The sequence below is a fragment of the Agrococcus sp. TF02-05 genome, assembly GCF_017565345.1.
Lineage (GTDB): Bacteria > Actinomycetota > Actinomycetes > Actinomycetales > Microbacteriaceae > Agrococcus > Agrococcus pavilionensis.
The window spans coordinates 354,235-370,923 of record NZ_JAGEKO010000004.1; the positions used below are offsets into that span (position 1 = coordinate 354,235).

General features: G+C 72.7%; 14 protein-coding genes. 6 read left to right on the forward strand and 8 right to left on the reverse strand.

Translation table 11 applies throughout. The features are described from left to right. Window positions 1-6: 6 nt before the first annotated feature. The gene (locus JQT67_RS05555; protein ID WP_208063854.1) at window positions 7-1,665 is read right to left on the reverse strand and encodes a DUF6350 family protein; all 1,659 of its coding nucleotides are present in this window, start codon (window positions 1,663-1,665) and stop codon (window positions 7-9) included. A gap of 148 nt (window positions 1,666-1,813) precedes the next feature. Here JQT67_RS05555 and JQT67_RS05560 point away from each other — a divergent pair, with 148 nt between their 5' ends. Further along, the gene (locus JQT67_RS05560; protein WP_208063855.1) at window positions 1,814-4,033 is read left to right on the forward strand and encodes an NADP-dependent isocitrate dehydrogenase; all 2,220 of its coding nucleotides are present in this window, start codon (window positions 1,814-1,816) and stop codon (window positions 4,031-4,033) included. Window positions 4,034-4,132: 99 nt separating this feature from the next. Here JQT67_RS05560 and JQT67_RS05565 read toward each other — a convergent pair whose 3' ends face one another. From JQT67_RS05565 to sucC, 4 genes are all read right to left on the reverse strand, one after another. After that, entirely contained in the window at window positions 4,133-4,945 is an 813-nt protein-coding gene (locus JQT67_RS05565; RefSeq protein ID WP_208063856.1) for a hydrolase, read from the reverse strand. 69 nt (window positions 4,946-5,014) lie between these two features. Beyond that, a complete protein-coding gene (locus JQT67_RS05570; RefSeq protein WP_021010797.1) occupies window positions 5,015-5,203 on the reverse strand; it encodes a hypothetical protein in 189 nt (62 codons plus the stop codon). A 106-nt stretch (window positions 5,204-5,309) separates the two neighbouring features. After that, entirely contained in the window at window positions 5,310-6,209 is a 900-nt protein-coding gene (gene sucD, locus JQT67_RS05575) for a succinate--CoA ligase subunit alpha (protein WP_021010798.1), read from the reverse strand. Window positions 6,210-6,223: 14 nt separating this feature from the next. Beyond that, a complete protein-coding gene (gene sucC / locus JQT67_RS05580) occupies window positions 6,224-7,390 on the reverse strand; it encodes an ADP-forming succinate--CoA ligase subunit beta (RefSeq protein ID WP_021010799.1) in 1,167 nt (388 codons plus the stop codon). A 187-nt stretch (window positions 7,391-7,577) separates the two neighbouring features. On the opposite strand from sucC, the gene JQT67_RS05585 reads away from it, so the two are divergent. Beyond that, on the forward strand, window positions 7,578-8,300 hold the full coding sequence (locus tag JQT67_RS05585) for a VIT family protein (RefSeq protein ID WP_208063857.1): 723 nt from the start codon (window positions 7,578-7,580) through the stop codon (window positions 8,298-8,300). 13 nt (window positions 8,301-8,313) lie between these two features. Here JQT67_RS05585 and JQT67_RS05590 read toward each other — a convergent pair whose 3' ends face one another. Further along, entirely contained in the window at window positions 8,314-8,991 is a 678-nt protein-coding gene (locus JQT67_RS05590; RefSeq protein ID WP_307864231.1) for a response regulator, read from the reverse strand. Beyond that, window positions 8,988-10,583 (reverse strand): sensor histidine kinase, encoded by a 1,596-nt coding sequence (locus JQT67_RS05595; RefSeq protein ID WP_208063858.1) that lies wholly within the window; start codon window positions 10,581-10,583, stop codon window positions 8,988-8,990. Before JQT67_RS05595 ends, JQT67_RS05590 begins: the two co-directional genes overlap by 4 nt. A gap of 156 nt (window positions 10,584-10,739) precedes the next feature. Between JQT67_RS05595 and JQT67_RS05600 the strand changes: the two genes are divergently transcribed. The 4 genes from JQT67_RS05600 (at window position 10,740) to JQT67_RS05615 (ending at window position 14,243) form a co-directional block, all read left to right on the forward strand. Continuing rightward, window positions 10,740-11,786, forward strand: a complete 1,047-nt coding sequence (locus JQT67_RS05600; protein WP_208063859.1) for a tripartite tricarboxylate transporter substrate binding protein — start codon at window positions 10,740-10,742, stop codon at window positions 11,784-11,786. Beyond that, window positions 11,783-12,331, forward strand: a complete 549-nt coding sequence (locus JQT67_RS05605; protein WP_208063860.1) for a tripartite tricarboxylate transporter TctB family protein — start codon at window positions 11,783-11,785, stop codon at window positions 12,329-12,331. The genes JQT67_RS05600 and JQT67_RS05605 overlap by 4 nt, the downstream gene beginning before the upstream one ends. Beyond that, window positions 12,331-13,992, forward strand: a complete 1,662-nt coding sequence (locus tag JQT67_RS05610; protein WP_208063861.1) for a tripartite tricarboxylate transporter permease — start codon at window positions 12,331-12,333, stop codon at window positions 13,990-13,992. The genes JQT67_RS05605 and JQT67_RS05610 overlap by 1 nt, the downstream gene beginning before the upstream one ends. Window positions 13,993-14,066: 74 nt before the next feature. Further along, window positions 14,067-14,243 (forward strand): hypothetical protein, encoded by a 177-nt coding sequence (locus JQT67_RS05615; protein WP_021010806.1) that lies wholly within the window; start codon window positions 14,067-14,069, stop codon window positions 14,241-14,243. Between the two features lie 21 nt (window positions 14,244-14,264). On the opposite strand, the gene JQT67_RS05620 is transcribed toward JQT67_RS05615, so the two are convergent. Beyond that, window positions 14,265-16,643, reverse strand: coding sequence for an ATP-dependent helicase (locus tag JQT67_RS05620; RefSeq protein WP_208063862.1), 2,379 nt, complete (start codon window positions 16,641-16,643; stop codon window positions 14,265-14,267). Between the last annotated feature and the right edge of the window lie 46 nt (window positions 16,644-16,689).

Genomic DNA, 16,689 nt, shown 5'->3' on the forward strand with positions numbered 1-16,689 from the left:
TCCAGCCTACCGAGGGTGCTCGTCGCCGTCGGCAGTCGGGTCCGGATGCGCTGCGTCGCGCTCGTGCGCCGGCTCGGCGCCGTCGTCGGTCGCCGGGGTGCCGCCCGCGGGCGTCTCGACGGGATCGACGGCTTGCGTCGCCGCCCGGTCCTCCATCGAGACGGCGACGACCGGCGAGGTCTCCTGCGGCTCGGCGGGCGCGGGTGCTTCAGCCACCGGCTCGACCGGTCCCGGCTCGACCGGTCCCGGCTCGACCGGTCCCGGCTCGACCGGTCCCGGCTCGGCCGGCGCGGGCTCGACGGGCGTCGGCGCTGCGACCGCGGGCTCCGCGACCGGCGCGACCGGCCGGGTCTCCTGCGCGTCAGCGTGCGCGTCGCCCGTGGACGCATCCGCCCCGTCGTTGCCCGCGCGGAGGCCGAGCACCTCGCGGATCGTCGAGCCCTCGCCCTCCCGCGCGAGCGAGCCGACGCCGCGGCCGCCCGCGACGAGGCCGATCAGGAGCCCGACGCCCACCTCGAGCGCGCCCCACGCGGCGACGAGCACCGCGTCGGGCCCCGCCTCGGCGAGCCGGCCGGGCCCGATCGAGCCGCTCGAGAGCATCGCGGCGAGGCCGAGCAGCGCGCCGGCCAGCACGCCGCCGCCGACGCCGGCGATCGCGAGCTCCCACCAGTGCACGGGGCGCGCGGCGGTGCCTGCGAGGATCGTCTGCCGCGCGAGCGCGCCGACCACGACCGCCGCGACGACCGGGAGCGCGACGACGGCGAGCATCCACGGCGCCGCCTCGGGGTCGATCGCCGACAGCAGCGGCATCGCGGGGATCGGGCCGAGGTCGGTGCTGAGCGGCGAGACGTGCGAGCCGGTGCCGATCATGAAGCCCGGCCCGACCGCCCACGCCGCGGCCCACACGATCGCGACGGGTGCGAGCACGAGCTGCAGCAGGAAGAGCACGAAGGCGCCGAGGTGCGTGACCTGCAGCGACTCCATCACGAGCAGGCCGTCAGCGAAGCGCGCGAAGAGGCCGATGCCGAGCACGAGGCCGCCGACGCCGAGCACCGCGACCGCGCCGCCCGCGCCGGTGCGGAGGGCGGCGCGGATCGGGCGCATCCAGCGGTCCTCGATCGTGAGCGCGCGCGCAGCCGCGTCGAGCCAGTCGTGGCCGTGCACGCGCACGATGGCGGCGACCATGCCGACGAGGGCGACGAGCGCCGGCAGCGCGAAGGCCTGCGCGAGGTCGGGGGATGCGACGGGGTGCTGGGCGCTCGCGGCCGCGAGCAGGCCGACGGCACCGGTCGCGAGCGCGCCGCTCGCGGTCGCGATGCCCGCGTCGAGCATCGGCAGCTCGGCGAGCCGGCGGCCGCTGCGCCAGTGGAGCCAGAGCGTGAGGAGGCCGATGCCCCACGCGCCGAGCGTCATCGCGAAGGGCCGGCTCGCCGCCTCGATGCCGACCGCGATGACCGCGTCGCGGCCGAGCTCGAGCGAGAGGTCGACGCCGTGGCCGACGAGCCACGCGTCGGCGGCGATGCGCCAGTGCACGAGCGGGTCGCCGGCGAAGCCCTGGTCGACGCCCCAGACCGCGAGCAGCACGAGCGCGCACAGCACGAGGCCCACCGCTGCGATGGCGGCGGACTCGACTGCCTGGCCGATCCCGGCCCACACGCGACGCACGGCTGGCACCCTACCGACGCATCCGGCCCGAGCCCCGCCGCCGCGCGGCGGACGGGCACGCTCGCGGTAGGTTGGATGCGCACGGCGCGGCCCGCGCACGCTCTCGAGGCCGCCGTCACAATCCGAGACCGCGAGGGGTTCGAGCCGCATGGCCAAGATCATCTACACGTACACCGACGAGGCGCCGATGCTCGCGACGCACTCGTTCCTGCCGATCGTCGAGGCCTTCGCCGCGGCCGCCGACGTCGAGGTCGAGCGCCGCGACATCTCGCTCGCCGGCCGCATCGTCGCCGCCTTCGCCGACCGCCTCCCCGCCGAGCAGCAGGAGGCCGACGCGCTCGCCGAGCTCGGCGAGCTCGCGAAGACGCCCGAGGCCAACATCATCAAGCTGCCGAACATCTCGGCGTCGGTGCCGCAGCTCAAGGCCGCGATCGCCGAGCTGCAGTCGAAGGGCTTCGCGCTGCCCGACTACCCCGACGAGGTCGTCACCGACGACGACCGCGACGCGCGGGCGCGCTACGACTCGGTCAAGGGCTCGGCGGTCAACCCCGTGCTGCGCGAGGGCAACTCCGACCGGCGCGCGCCGCGCTCGGTGAAGGAGTACGCGCGCAAGCACCCGCACTCGATGGGCGCGTGGTCGGCCGACTCCAAGACGGCCGTCGCGACGATGGGCGCCGGCGACTTCCGCTCGAACGAGCAGTCGGTCACGATGCCCGCCGCCGACACGCTGCAGATCCGCCTGGTGGGCGCCGACGGCGAGACGACCGTGCTCAAGGACGGCCTCGCGGTGCTCGAGGGAGAGATCGTCGACGCGACGTTCATGTCGGCGAAGGCGCTCGACGCCTTCCTCGCCGAGCAGGTGCGCCGCGCCCGCGACGAGCACATCCTCTTCTCTGCCCACCTCAAGGCGACGATGATGAAGGTCTCCGACCCGATCATCTTCGGCCACGTCGTGCGCGCGTTCCTGCCCGCGGTGTTCGAGCGGTACGGCCAGCAGCTCGCCGAGGCCGGCCTCTCGCCCGAGAACGGCCTCGCCTCGATCCTCTCCGGCCTCTCGGAGCTCGGCGAGGAGACGGCCGCCGAGGTGCGCGCGGCGATCGAGCAGGGCATCGCCGACGGCCCGCGCCTCGCGATGGTCAACTCCGACCGCGGGATCACGAACCTGCACGTGCCCTCGGACGTCATCGTCGACGCATCCATGCCCGCGATGATCCGCCAGTCGGGCCACATGTGGGGCCCGGACGGCGAGGAGGCCGACACGCTCGCGGTCATCCCCGACTCGTCGTACGCCGGCATCTACCAGGTCGTGATCGAGGACTGCCAGCGCAACGGCGCCTTCGACCCGACGACGATGGGCTCGGTGCCGAACGTCGGCCTCATGGCGCAGAAGGCCGAGGAGTACGGCTCGCACGACAAGACGTTCCGCATCGAGCGCGACGGTCGCGTCGAGGTCGTGAACGCGGCCGGCGAGGTGCTGCTCTCGCACGACGTCGAGGCCGGCGACATCTGGCGCGCGTGCCAGACGAAGGACGTGCCGGTGCGCGACTGGGTGAAGCTCGCGGTGACGCGCGCCCGCGCCTCGTCGACGCCCGCGATCTTCTGGCTCGACGCCGAGCGCGCGCACGACGCCGAGCTCATCAAGAAGGTCGAGGCCGAGCTGCCCAAGCACGACACCGAGGGGCTCGACATCCAGATCCTCAGCCCGGTCGAGGCGACGCGCGTCTCGATCGAGCGCATCCGCCGCGGTGAGGACACCATCTCGGTGACCGGCAACGTGCTGCGCGACTACAACACCGACCTCTTCCCCATCCTCGAGCTCGGCACGAGCGCGAAGATGCTCTCCGTCGTGCCGCTGCTCAACGGCGGCGGCCTGTTCGAGACCGGTGCCGGCGGCTCGGCGCCGAAGCACGTGCAGCAGCTCGTCGAGGAGAACCACCTGCGCTGGGACTCGCTCGGCGAGTTCATGGCGCTCGCGGAGTCGTTCCGCCACCTGTCGGAGTCGACCGGCAACGCCCGCGCGGGCGTGCTCGCCGAGACGCTCGACGCGGCGACCGGCACGTTCCTCAACGAGAACAAGTCGCCCTCGCGCAAGGTCGGCGAGATCGACAACCGCGGCAGCCACTTCTGGCTCGCGCGCTACTGGGCCGAGGAGCTCGCCGCCCAGGGCGACGACGCGCAGCTCGCGGAGGTGTTCGCGCCCGTCGCGCAGCAGCTCGTCGAGCAGACCGACGCGATCGAGCGCGAGCTGCTCGAGGCGCAGGGCTCGCCCGTCGACCTCGGCGGCTACTACCGCGTCGACACCGACCTCGCCGACGCCGCGATGCGGCCGAGCGCGACGCTCAACGGGATCCTCGCGCACCTGCGCTGACGCGAGACCGACGGGGGCGGATGCGCCCGAGCGGGCCGGGCACGCCGGCCCCGCTCGGGCGCATCCGCCCCTCTCGCTCGTGCCCGTCCGGGCGCGCCCTCAGGTCAGGTCGTCGTGCACGCCCGTCACCCAGTCGATGTGGCGCTGGGCGCTGCGGGCGATCGCCTCGGGCCCGTCCTCGACGACCTGCCCGGGGATGTTGCCGTAGACGCGGCGGAACCGCAGCCCGGCTGCCTGCTCCGCGAGCCGGCGCACGACGCCCGCGGAGAGCGGGATGTTGTTCGGGTACGAGCGCATGAACGCGACGCTGCGCCGGTCGGGCTTCGGCTGCATCGTGTCGCCCGCGAGCAGCGAGCCCTCGCCGCCGCTCCCCCGCGCCCACTCGATGACGGCGGCGCCGGGGAAGTGGCCGCCGAAGCGGATGAGCCGCACGCCCGGCAGGATCTCGACCTCCGCGTCCCACAGGTCGATGCGCTCGTGGCGGCGGGCGATCCAGGATGCGTCGCGCTCGTTCACGAGCACGCGCGCGTCGAGCGCGTCCGCCCACGCGCACTGCACGCCGAACATGTGCGGGTGGGAGGCGGCGACGAACGCGAGCCCGCCGAGCTCGCGCACCTGCTCGACGGCGTCGTCGGTGATCGTGCCGAGCGGATCCCACAGCACGTTGCCCGCGTCGGTCTGCACGAGGATCGAGCGCTGGCCGATGCCGACGGCGGGATCCGACGTGAGCGCCCACGCGCCGGGCTCGAGCTCGACGACGTCGATGTGCATGCCGTCGGCCAGCTGCTCCTCGACACTCGTCCAGATCTGCCCGTGCAGCGGCACCCACTGCCGCTCGTCGGCGCAGATGCGGCAGGTCTCGGGCAGCGGCTCGGCGGTCTCGACGCCGCACGTCGCGCAGAGGATCGTCATGCTGACACTCTGCACCGCATCCGCGCTCGGCGCGAGCGCGGGCCGTCGCGCGCGGGGCGCGCGGCGTCGTCAGTCGACGTCGGGCTTCGCCGCCTGGTCGTCGGCCGCCTCGTCCTCCTCCGGCTCGAACGTCGACTCCTCGTCGGTCGTCGTCGCGCCGAGGCCGTCGGGGTTCGCGGGGATCGTGCCGTCGTCGCCGAGCCCGCCGGGCTTCTTGGTGCCCTCGTCGTCGTGCTCGCTGCTCGCGTCGTGATGCATGGCTGCCTCCTCGAGTCGTGCAGCCACCCTAGACGGCGTGCCCGAGCGGTGCCCGAGAACGCGGGAGCGCCCCGGCCGCAGCCGGGGCGCTCCGTGAGCGCTCACGTCAGAGCGACTCGATGACCTCGCGCATGAGGCGAGCGGTCTCGGAGGGCGTCTTGCCGACCTTGACGCCGGCCGCCTCGAGCGCGACCTGCTTCGCCTCGGCCGTGCCCGACGAGCCCGAGACGATCGCGCCGGCGTGGCCCATCGTCTTGCCCTCGGGAGCCGTGAAGCCGGCGACGTAGCCGACGACGGGCTTCGTCACGTTGGCCTTGATGAAGTCGGCCGCGCGCTCCTCTGCGTCGCCGCCGATCTCGCCGATCATGACGATCGCCTTCGTCTCGGGGTCGGCCTCGAAGGCCTCGAGCGCGTCGATGTGCGTCGTCCCGATGATCGGGTCGCCGCCGATGCCGATGGCGGTCGAGAAGCCGATGTCACGCAGCTCGAACATCATCTGGTAGGTCAGCGTGCCCGACTTCGAGACGAGGCCGATCGGGCCCTTGCCGGTGATGTTCGCGGGCGTGATGCCGACGAGCGACTCCTCGGGCGTGATGATGCCGGGGCAGTTCGGGCCGATGATGCGCGTCGTGCCCTTGGCCTTCGCGTGCGCCCAGAACTCGGCCGAGTCCTGCACGGGGATGCCCTCGGTGATGACGACGAGCAGGCCGATGCCCGCGTCGACGGCCTCGATGACGGCGTCCTTCGCGAAGGCCGGCGGCACGAAGACGATCGACGTGTCGGCGCCCGTCTCGGCCATCGCCTCGGCGACGGAGCCGAAGACCGGCAGCTCGACGGCGGAGCCGTCCTGCGCCGTGTGCGAGACGGTCGTGCCGGCCTTGCGCGCGTTGACGCCGCCGACGACCTGGGTGCCGGCCGCGAGCATGCGGGCGGTGTGCTTCGAGCCCTCGCCGCCGGTGATGCCCTGGACGATGACCTTGCTGTCCTTGTTGAGGTAGATCGACATCTCTTCTGTATCTCCTAGGCCGCAGCCAGCTCGGCGGCCTTGTCGGCGGCCTCGTCCATCGTCTCGACCACGGTCACGAGCGGGTGGTTGGCGTCGGCGAGGATCCGCCGACCCTCCTCGACGTTGTTGCCGTCGAGCCGCACGACGAGCGGCTTCGAGGCCTCGTCGCCGAGGATCTCGAGCGCCTTGACGATGCCGTTCGCGACCTCGTCGCACGCGGTGATGCCGCCGAAGACGTTGACGAAGACGCTCTTGACGTCCTCGTCGTTCAGGATGACGTCGAGGCCGGCGGCCATGACCTGCGCGGAGGCGCCGCCGCCGATGTCGAGGAAGTTGGCGGGCTTGACGCCGCCGTGGCGCTCGCCCGCGTAGGCGACGACGTCGAGCGTCGACATGACGAGGCCCGCGCCGTTGCCGATGATGCCGACCTGGCCGTCGAGCTTGACGTAGTTGAGGTCGGCCGCCTTGGCCTTCGCCTCGAGCGGGTTCGTCGCGGCCTTGTCCTCGAGCTGCGCGTGTGCCTCGTGCCGGAACTCCGCGTTCTCGTCGAGCGTGATCTTGCCGTCGAGCGCGATGACGTCGCCGCCCTCGGTGAGCACGAGCGGGTTGACCTCGACGAGCGTCGCGTCCTCGCCGGTGAAGACGCCGTAGAGCTTCACGATGACGGGCGCGACCTTCGCGACGAGCTCCTCGGGGAAGCTCGCGGCGCGCACGATCTCCTCGGCCTTCGCCTGGTCGATGCCGGTCGACGGGTCGACCTCGACCTTGGCGAGCGCCTCGGGGCGCTCCTCGGCGAGCTGCTCGATCTCCATGCCGCCCTCGTACGAGCACATCGCGAGGTACGAGCGGTTGGCGCGGTCGAGCAGCACCGAGAAGTAGTACTCCTCCTTGATGGCGGCGCCCTCGGCGACCATCACGCGGTGCACGGTGTGCCCCTTGATGTCGAGGCCCAGGATCGCCTCCGCGGCGGCCTTCGCCTCCTCGGGGCTCTTCGCGAGCTTGACGCCGCCGGCCTTGCCGCGACCGCCCGTCTTGACCTGCGCCTTCACGACCACGACCCCGCCGCCGAGCTCCGCGGCAGCCGCCTGCGCCTCGTCGGGAGTGTCGGCCGTGATGCCCCGCAGCACGGGGACCCCGTGCTGCTCGAACAGGTCCCTTGCCTGGTACTCGTACAGATCCACGCGTCATCCAATCGGTGTGCTGGTGGCGAATCGCCGCTGTCAAGCCTAACCCCGCCTCACATGCGCCCCCGTCGCTTTCGGCGTGCCGAAGCCGCTCGCTTCGGCGCGCGGGCACGGTTGGGCCGAGTGCCACCTTGCTTGCGGCGCACTCGACGGCACCGGACGATGGATGCCCGGGAGGACATCCATGGATCCTGCGCTCCAGCGCCGTCCCGACCTGCCGCCGCCGGTCGGATCGATCGCGTCGAAGCTCAACTGGCTGCGCGCCGGCGTGCTCGGCGCGAACGACGGCATCGTCTCGACGGCAGCGCTCATGGTCGGCGTCGCGAGCGCCGGCACGTCGCCCGCCGGCGTGCTGACCGCGGGGGTCGCGGCGCTCGTCGCCGGCGCGTTCTCGATGGGCGTCGGCGAGTACGTCTCCGTCTCGTCGCAGCGCGACAGCGAGCGGGGTGCGATCCGCCGCGAGCAGCAGCACCTCGCCGACAACCCCGAGGGGCAGATCGACCAGCTCGCCCACATGTTCGAGGAGCGCGGCCTCTCGCCCGCGACCGCCCACACGGCCGCGGTCGAGCTGCACGGCAAGGACCCGCTGCGCGCGCACCTCAGCATCGAGTACAACCTCGACCCCGACGACCTCAACAACCCGTGGTCGGCGGCGCTCGCCTCCGCCGTCGCCTTCACGATCGGCTCCTGCATCCCGCTGCTCGCGGCGGTGCTCTCCCCCGGCGCGTGGATGCCGTGGCCGATCGCGATCGCGACCGTCGTCGCCCTGCTCATCACGGGCTTCGTCTCGGCCCGCATCGGCGCCTCGGGCAAGCGCGTCGCGATGTTCCGCGTGCTGATCGGCGGCATCCTCGCGCTCGCCGCGACCTGGGCGATCGGCGCGCTGCTCGGCACGCCGGTGCACTAGCGCCGCGGCGGCCTCAGCGGCGCGGGCTGTAGCGCAGCTCCGGCCGTCCCGTGCCCCCGTAGCGCGGGGCGACTTCCGCGCGGCCGTCGAGCACGAGCCGTTCGAGGTACCGGCGCGCGCTCACGCGCGACATGCCGAGCAGCTCGGCGAGCTCGGCTGCGCTCACCGTCTCCTCCGCGGCGTCGAGCGCTGCCGCGACGCGCTCGAGCGTGAGCTGCGAGCCGGGCGGCGGCGCGGGGCGCTGCCGGTCGGCCGGCTGCAGCATCGCGTCGACGGCCCGCTGGTCGAGCACCGCGGGCCCGAACGCCTCGGCCCGCTCGATCTCGGCCCGGATCGCCTCGAGCCGCTCGCGCATGGCCTCGAGGCCGAACGGCTTCACGAGGTAGTGGCGCACGCCGAAGGCGCGCGCGGCGCGCACCGTCTCGAGGTCCCGCGCGGCCGTGACTGCCACGACCTCGCCGGCGAAGCCGCGCGCCCGCGCGACGCGCAGCACCTCGATCCCGGACGCATCCGGCAGGTGCACGTCGAGCAGCACGAGGTCGGGGCGGATGGCCTCGATCGCCTCGAGGGCGTCCCGACCCGTGCCTGCCTGGCCCGCGACCAGGAACGCGCCGTGCCGCTCGATGAACCCGCGCGTGACCATCGCGACCGCACGATCGTCCTCGACGATCAGTGCTCGCAGCGTCCTCACGCCGGCACCTCGCGGCGCGCGACCGGGAGCGTCGCGGTGAAGCGCGCACCGCCGAGCGGCGATGCCTCGACCGCCGCGCTGCCGCCGAGCCTCTCGACGACGCGGCGGACGAGCGTGAGCCCATAGCCGCGAGCGAGGCCGGCGGCGCGCGGCTTCGTCGACTCCTCGAGGTCGAAGATCGCGGCGCGCCGGCCCTCGGGCACCCCGGGCCCGTCGTCGTCGACGACGATCGTCACGACGCGGCCGGCCTCGGCGTCGACGTCGTCGATCGCGACCTCGACGCGGCCGCCGGCAGCCGCCTCGATCGCGTTGTCGAGCAGGTTGCCGAGCACCGTGACCCAGTCGCTCGCGTCGCCCGCGGGGGCGGCGGGGCGCAGCCTCGACCCGTCGCGCACGACGAGCTCGACCCCGTGCTCGCGCGCCTGCGCCCGCTTCGCGAGCAGCAGCGCCGCGACCTCGAGCTCGAGGATGCCGCTCGCGGGCTCGAGCGCCGCGAGCGCGCCGCCCGCGCCCGCGCGCTCGATGACCTGCATCGCCGCCTCGGCCTCGCCGAGCTCGAGCAGGCCGCCGAGGGTGTGCAGGGTGTTGGCGAACTCGTGCTGCTGCGCACGCAGCGTCTCGGTCATGCCCTGCGCGCCGGCGAGATCGCGCAGCGCCGCGTCGAGCTCGGTGCGGTCGCGCAGGATGAGCACGGTGCCCACGGTGCGGCCGTCGACGACCACCGGGTCGGCACGGGCCACGAGCATCCGCTCGCCCGCGAGCACGAGCTGCTGCTCGCCCGCGTCGGCCAGCAGCAGCTCGAGCTGCGCATCGAGCACCTCGGCGATCGCGACGCCCGCGAGGTCGTCGCCCTCGCGGCCGAGCAGGCGGAGCGCCGAGTCGTTGCACAGCGTGATCGTCGCCGAGTCGTCGAGCACCACGAGCCCCTCGCCGATCCCGTGGAGCGTCGCATTGCGGGTCTCGAGCATCGACTTGATCTCGTCGGGCTCGACGCCGTAGATGCGCTTGCGCACCTGCGCCGCCGCCCAGCCCGCGAGCAGCACGCCGACGATCGCCGCGACGGCGAGGCACAGGCCGAGGATCCAGACGGTGCTGAGCCACTCGGCGTGCAGCTCCGACTCGAGGATGCCCACCGAGACCTGGCCGATGATCTCCCCGTCGGGGCCGAACACGGGCACCTTCGCCCGCCACGAGGTGCCGAGCGTGCCGGTCTCGGTCGTGGTGACGAGCTCGCCGCTCCTGGCGGCGTCGGGCGGCGTCGAGACCACCTCGCCGATCCGCTCGGGATTGGGGTGCGAGTAGCGGATGCCCTCGACGTTCGAGACCACGACGTAGGTGACATCGGATGCCTCCCGCACCGTCTCGGCGATCGGCTGGATGACGGCGGCGGGGTCCGGATCGTCGAACGCCTCGGTCACCGACGGCAGCTGCGCGACGGAGTAGGCGACCCCGATCATGCGATCGAGGTAGGCATCGCGGAGCGAGCGCTCCTGCAGCCACGCGGCGGCGACGCCCGAGCCGAGGATGACGACGAGCATGATCGCGCTCTGCAGCAGCACGATCTGCGTGCGCAGCTTCATCGCTCTCCTCACGGCCCCATGGTAGGCGCGATGCCGCGCGGCAGATCGTGACCGAAACGACCGAAACGCACACATCGACCACAACGCGACGCAGCGCATCCGGTCCGGTTAGCGTCCTGGCAGATCGTGACCCGGCATGGCGCCGGGCGCTCAAGGAGGAGACGGTCCATGCACCCCAGCACCGCGCGCAGCACGCGCTTCTCGACCATCGTCCGAGTCGGCATCGCCGGGACTGCGATGCTCGCCCTCGCGGCCTGCTCGTCGGGCGGCGGTGCCCCCGCGGGCAGCGCGCCCGCCGGCGACGGCGAGGCCGCGGCCATCACCGCCGTGAACGTCATCGCCCCCGCCGACCCCGGCGGCGGCTGGGACCAGACCGCCCGCGCGATCTCGCAGGTGCTCACCGACACCGACCTCGTCGGCTCGGCCCCGGTCGAGAACATCGGCGGCGCCGGCGGCACGGTCGGCCTCGCGAGCCTCGCGACCGAGACCGACCCGAACACGCTCATGATCACGGGCTCGGTCATGGTCGGCGCGGTCGAGACGAACGCCTCCGACACGCGCATCGAGGACACGACGCCGATCGCGAAGCTCACCGAGGAGCCGCTCGTCATCGTCGTGCCGGCCGACTCGCCCTACGAGTCGCTGCAGGACCTCGTCGACGCGGTGGTCGAGGAGGGCCAGGGCATCGCCGTCACGGGCGGCTCGGCAGGCGGCATCGACCACATCCTCGCGGGCCTGCTGCTCACCGAGGGCGGCGTCGACGCGGCCGACGTGCCCTCGACGCTCAACTACATCGCCAACTCCGGCGGCGGCGAGGCGCTCACGATGCTGCTCGGCGGCACCGTGCAGGCCGGCATCTCGGGCGTCGGCGAGTTCTCGGAGTCGGTGCTCTCGGGCGACCTGCGCGCGCTCGCCGTCTCGAGCGCCGAGCCCGCCGAGGCGCTGCCCGACGTGCCGACCATCCAGGACGAGGGCATCGACGTGACGGTGACCAACTGGCGCGGGGTCATCGCGCCCGGCGACATCACCGACGACGAGCGCACCGCGCTCATCGACCTCGTCACGCAGCTGCACGAGCAGGACGCGTGGACCGAGATCCTCTCGACCAACGGGTGGACGGATGCGTTCATCGCCGGTGACGAGTTCGACGCGTTCCTCGCCGACGACATCACGCAGACGCAGGAGACCCTCCGCACGATCGGGCTCATCGAATGAGCACGGCGACGTCCGCCGGCGCGACCTCCTCGGGCGCGTCGGCGGCGTCGCGCTCCGCCCGGATCGAGGCGATGGCGTTCGTCGGACTCATCGCGCTCCTCTCGATCGCCGTGCTGATCGCGACCACGACCATCCGCGAGCCCCCGGGCTCGACCAACACCCTCGGCGCTCGCGTCGTCCCCTACGCCGTCGGCGGGCTCATGCTCGTCAGCGCGATCGCCGTGCTCGTCGGCCAGCTGCGGGGCCGCTTCGGCCACGCGGAGGAGGGCGAGGACATCGATCTCGAGCACGGCACCTCGTGGGGCTCGACGGGCGTCGTGGTGCTGAGCTTCCTCTCGCTCATGGTCACGATCCCCCACCTCGGGTGGCCGCTCGGCGTGACCATCCTCTTCACCGGCGCCTCGCTCGCCCTCGGTGCGAAGCGCTGGTGGGTCGCCGCGCTCATCGGGCTCGCGCTCGGCGTCGTCACGCAAGTCGTGTTCGGCACGCTGCTCGGGCTCTCTTTGCCGGCGACCGGCACCCTCACCTCCTGGGTCGGCCTCTGATGGACACCTGGACCCTGCTGCTCGAGGGCTTCGCGACCGCGCTGCAGCCGATCTACCTGCTGTGGGCGCTCCTGGGCGTGCTGCTCGGCACGGCCGTCGGCGTGCTGCCGGGCATCGGCCCGGCGATGACGGTCGCGCTGCTGCTGCCGATCACGTACTCGCTCGAGCCCACCGCGGCGTTCATCGTCTTCGCCGGCATCTACTACGGCGGCATGTACGGCGGATCGACGACCTCGATCCTGCTCAACACGCCCGGTGAGTCGGCCTCGATCGTCACGGCGCTCGAGGGCAACCGCATGGCGCGCGCCGGCCGCGGCGCGGCGGCGCTCGCGACCGCGGCGATCGGCTCGTTCATCGCCGGCACCATCGCGACGGTGCTGCTGACGCTGCTCGCGCCCGTGGTCGCGCGCTTCGCCGTGAGCCTCGGCCCAGCCGACTACTTCGCGCTCATGGTGATCGCCTTCCTCACGGTCGGCGCGCTGCTCGGCGACAGCGCATGGCGCGGCATGGTGTCGCTCTCGATCGGGCTCTTCATCGGACTCATCGGCGTCGACACGCTCACCGGCCAGGCGCGGTTCACGCTCGGCATCCCGCAGCTCGGCGACGGCATCGACGTCGTGCTCGTGGCGGTCGGCCTCTTCGCGCTCGGCGAGGCGCTCTACGTCGGCTCGCGGCTGCGGAACGGCGAGATCCCGATCATCCCCATCACGCGCGGCTGGCGCACCTGGATGCGCCGCTCCGACTGGGCGCGCTCGTGGAAGCCGTGGCTTCGCGGCGCGGGCATCGGCTTCCCGATCGGCTCGATCCCGGCCGGCGGCGCCGACGTCGCGACCTTCCTCTCCTACGCGACCGAGCGCAGCCTCGCGAAGCCCGAGTACCGCAAGCAGTTCGGCAAGGGCGCGATCGAGGGCGTCGCCGGGCCGGAGTCGGCGAACAACGCCGCCGCCGCGGGCGTGCTCGTGCCGCTGCTGACGCTCGGCATCCCGACGACCGCGACGGCCGCGATCATCCTGAGCGCGTTCCAGAGCTACGGCATCCAGCCGGGACCGCGGCTGTTCGACACCCAGCCGGCGCTCGTGTGGGCGCTCATCGCGAGCCTCTACATCGGCAACACCCTCCTGCTCGTGCTCAACCTGCCGCTCGTCGGTATCTGGGTGAAGCTGCTGCAGATCCCGCGGCCCTACCTGTACGCGGGCATCCTGGTCTTCGCGGGCCTCGGCGCGTACGCGGCGAACTTCACCGTGTTCGACATCGGCGTGCTGCTCGTGCTCGGCGTGCTCGGCTTCTTCATGCGGCGCCTCGGCTTCCCCATCGCGCCGCTCGTCGTGGGCGCGATCCTCGGCCCGATGGCCGAGGAGCAGCTGCGCAAGGCGATGCAGATCGGGCAGGGCGACCCGTCGTACCTCGTGCAGAGCCCGTTCTCGATCGTCGCCTACGTCGCGATGGCGCTCATCATCGTGCTCGCGCTGTGGCTCAAGCGCCGCCGCGCCCGCTTCGAGGCGGCCCTGCCCGCGGCCGACACGACGGCCATCGCGGCGATCGACGAGGAGATCGAGTCGCACGAGCCGCACCCGCAGCCCGACCGCGGCCGGCTCTCGACCACGGCGCTGCCGAGAGTCGACCGGGACCTGGATCGTCCCGAGGACGACCGCCGCGACTGAGGCGCACCAGAAGACGACGGATGCCGTCCCGGACACACCGGGACGGCATCCGTCATCCGTGGGAGGCTGGGCACATGCAGGAGCAGAGCCGCGAGCAGGACCGGGTGCCGCCGGAGCTCGACCCCTACTTCGAGCGCTTCGACGACGACCGGCCGCCGCGCACGATGGCGCGCCGCTTCCGGCCGATCATCGTCGGCGGCGCGGCGCTCACGCTCGTCGCGATGGTGCTGCTCGTAACGCAGTCGCTGTAGCTCGATCGCGCGGAGCGGCGGTCAGCCGATCTTCTCGATCGGGGCGATCTTCACGAGCAGCCGCTTGCGGCCGGCGGCGTCGAAGAGCACCTCGGCGACGCGCTTCTTGTCGGCGCCCATGATGGCCTGCACGCGGCCCTCGCCGAAGTCCTTGTGGCGGATGCGGTCGCCGGGCGCGAGCTCCATGCCGCTGTTGTCGCGCACCTCGGTGATCGTGTTGGCGAACTCGCGCTTCGGGCCCTTCGGCAGCGCCTTCGGCTCCCGGTAGCCCGTCACGAACGACTCGCGCGGCTCGTCGCGCCAGCGGCCGACCGCGCGCTGCGACGACGCCTGCCGCACCGTCACCGGCGCGGTGCGCCAGTCGATGAGGTCGGCCGGGATCTCCTCGAGGAAGCGGCTCGGCACGGCGGGGTTCACCTCGCCGAACTGCGCGCGCGTCATCGCGAGCGAGAGGTGCAGGCGCTGGCGCGCGCGGGTGATGCCGACGTAGAACAGCCGCCGCTCCTCGGCGGGCCCGCCCGGCTCGTTCGCCGAGATGCGGTGCGGCAGCAGGTCCTCCTCGACGCCCGTGATGAACACCGCGTCGAACTCGAGCCCCTTCGCGGTGTGCAGCGTCATGAGCGAGACCTGCCCGCCCGAGTCGTCGAGCTCGTCGGCGGCCGCGACGAGGGCCGTCTCGGTGAGGAAGTCGACGAGGTTGCCCGTGGGGTTCTGCCGCCGGAACTCGCGCGTGACCGCGATGAGCTCCTCGACGTTCTCGAGCCGCGCGGCGTCCTGCGGGTCGGGCGAGCGGCGCAGCTGGTCGGTGTAGCCCGACCGGCTCATGAGCTCGCGCAGCACCTCGCCCGGGTCCGCCTCGGGCCGGTCGCTCCACTCGTCGAGCAGCGCCGCGAGGTCCTTGATCGCCGCGGCGACCTTGGGGCCGAGGGCGATCTCGTCGACGCGACGCATCGCATCCCGCAGCGTGATCTGCCGCTCGTCGGCGAAGGCCTGCAGCGCCGCCTCGGTCGCCGGGCCGATGCCGCGCTTGGGCACGTTCATGATGCGGCGCAGGCTCAGGGAGTCGGCAGGGTTCGCGACCGTGATGAGGTACGCCATCGCGTCCTTGATCTCGGCCCGCTCGTAGAACTTCGTGCCGCCGATCACCCGGTACGGGATCGCGGTGCGGATGAGCACCTCTTCGAGCGCTCGCGTCTGCGCGTTCGTGCGGTAGAAGACGGCGATGTCGCTGTAGGCCATGCCGCCGGAGGTGAGCTCGACGATCTCGTCGGCGACGAACTGCGCCTCGTCGTGGCCCGAGTAGCCGGTGAAGCCGACGATCTTCTCGCCGTCGCCCGAGTCGGTCCACAGCCGCTTCTCGCGCCGGTCGAAGTTGTTGCCGATCACGGCGTTCGCAGCCGAGAGGATGTTCTGCGTCGAGCGGTAGTTCTGCTCGAGCATGATGACGCGCGCGCCGGCGAAGTCGCGCTCGAAGTCGGTGATGTTGCGGATGTCGGCGCCCCGGAAGGCGTAGATCGACTGATCCGAGTCACCCACGACCGTGAGGGATGCGCCGGGCAGGTCGGCGCGGAGGTCGGGCAGGTCGGCGCGCGTCACGGGCTGCGTGAGCTCGCGGATGAGCGCGTACTGCGCCGCGTTCGTGTCCTGGTACTCGTCGACGAGGATGTGCCGGAAGCGCTTGCGGTACTGCGCGGCGACGTGCGGGAACGCCCGCAGCAGGAAGACGGTCTGCGAGATGAGGTCGTCGAAGTCGAACGCGTTCGCGCGCCGCAGCTCGGCGTCGTAGGCGCGCCAGAGCTCGAGGAAGGCCGCGTCGAGCGGGTTCTCGAGGTTGGCGGTGCGCGCCCAGGAGTCGACGTCGTGCAGCTCGTTCTTCGCCTTCGAGATGCGGGCGGCGACGCCGCCGGGCGTGAGCCCCTGGATGTCGGCGCCGCGCTCCTTGATGAGCCGCTTCACGAGCGCGCGCACGTCGCCCGAGTCGTAGATCGTGAACGACTGCTTGAAGCCGAACTCCTCGGCCTCGCGGCGCAGGATGCGCACGCACGCGGAGTGGAACGTCGAGATCCACATGCCGCGCGACTCCTCGCCGATGAGGCGCTCGACGCGCTCGCGCATCTCGGCGGCGGCCTTGTTCGTGAAGGTGATCGCGAGGATCTGGCTCGGCCACGCCTCGCGGGTCGCGAGCAGGCCGGCGACGCGGTGCGTGAGCACGCGCGTCTTGCCCGAGCCGGCGCCCGCGACGATGAGCAGCGCGGGCCCTCGGTGCTCGACCGCCTCGCGCTGCGGCGGGTTGAGGCCCTCGAGCAGCTCCTCGGGGATCGCCTCGCCGCGCGGTCCGAGGGGCGTCGGCCGCTGCACTTCCCCGAAGCCCTCGTCCCCCAGGCCCCACAGATCCGTCATGTCCTCTCCAGTCTACGAGCCGGGGGTGACACGGCCGACGGTCGTG

Coding starts and splice junctions, on each gene's coding strand:
- JQT67_RS05560 (WP_208063855.1), top strand. CDS start 1,814: ATGGCCAAGATCATCTACACGTACACCGACGAGGCGCCGATGCTCGCG.
- JQT67_RS05565 (WP_208063856.1), bottom strand. CDS start 4,945: ATGACGATCCTCTGCGCGACGTGCGGCGTCGAGACCGCCGAGCCGCTG.
- JQT67_RS05570 (WP_021010797.1), bottom strand. CDS start 5,203: ATGCATCACGACGCGAGCAGCGAGCACGACGACGAGGGCACCAAGAAG.
- sucD (WP_021010798.1), bottom strand. CDS start 6,209: ATGTCGATCTACCTCAACAAGGACAGCAAGGTCATCGTCCAGGGCATC.
- JQT67_RS05585 (WP_208063857.1), top strand. CDS start 7,578: ATGGATCCTGCGCTCCAGCGCCGTCCCGACCTGCCGCCGCCGGTCGGA.
- JQT67_RS05600 (WP_208063859.1), top strand. CDS start 10,740: ATGCACCCCAGCACCGCGCGCAGCACGCGCTTCTCGACCATCGTCCGA.
- JQT67_RS05605 (WP_208063860.1), top strand. CDS start 11,783: ATGAGCACGGCGACGTCCGCCGGCGCGACCTCCTCGGGCGCGTCGGCG.
- JQT67_RS05610 (WP_208063861.1), top strand. CDS start 12,331: ATGGACACCTGGACCCTGCTGCTCGAGGGCTTCGCGACCGCGCTGCAG.
- JQT67_RS05615 (WP_021010806.1), top strand. CDS start 14,067: ATGCAGGAGCAGAGCCGCGAGCAGGACCGGGTGCCGCCGGAGCTCGAC.
- JQT67_RS05620 (WP_208063862.1), bottom strand. CDS start 16,643: ATGACGGATCTGTGGGGCCTGGGGGACGAGGGCTTCGGGGAAGTGCAG.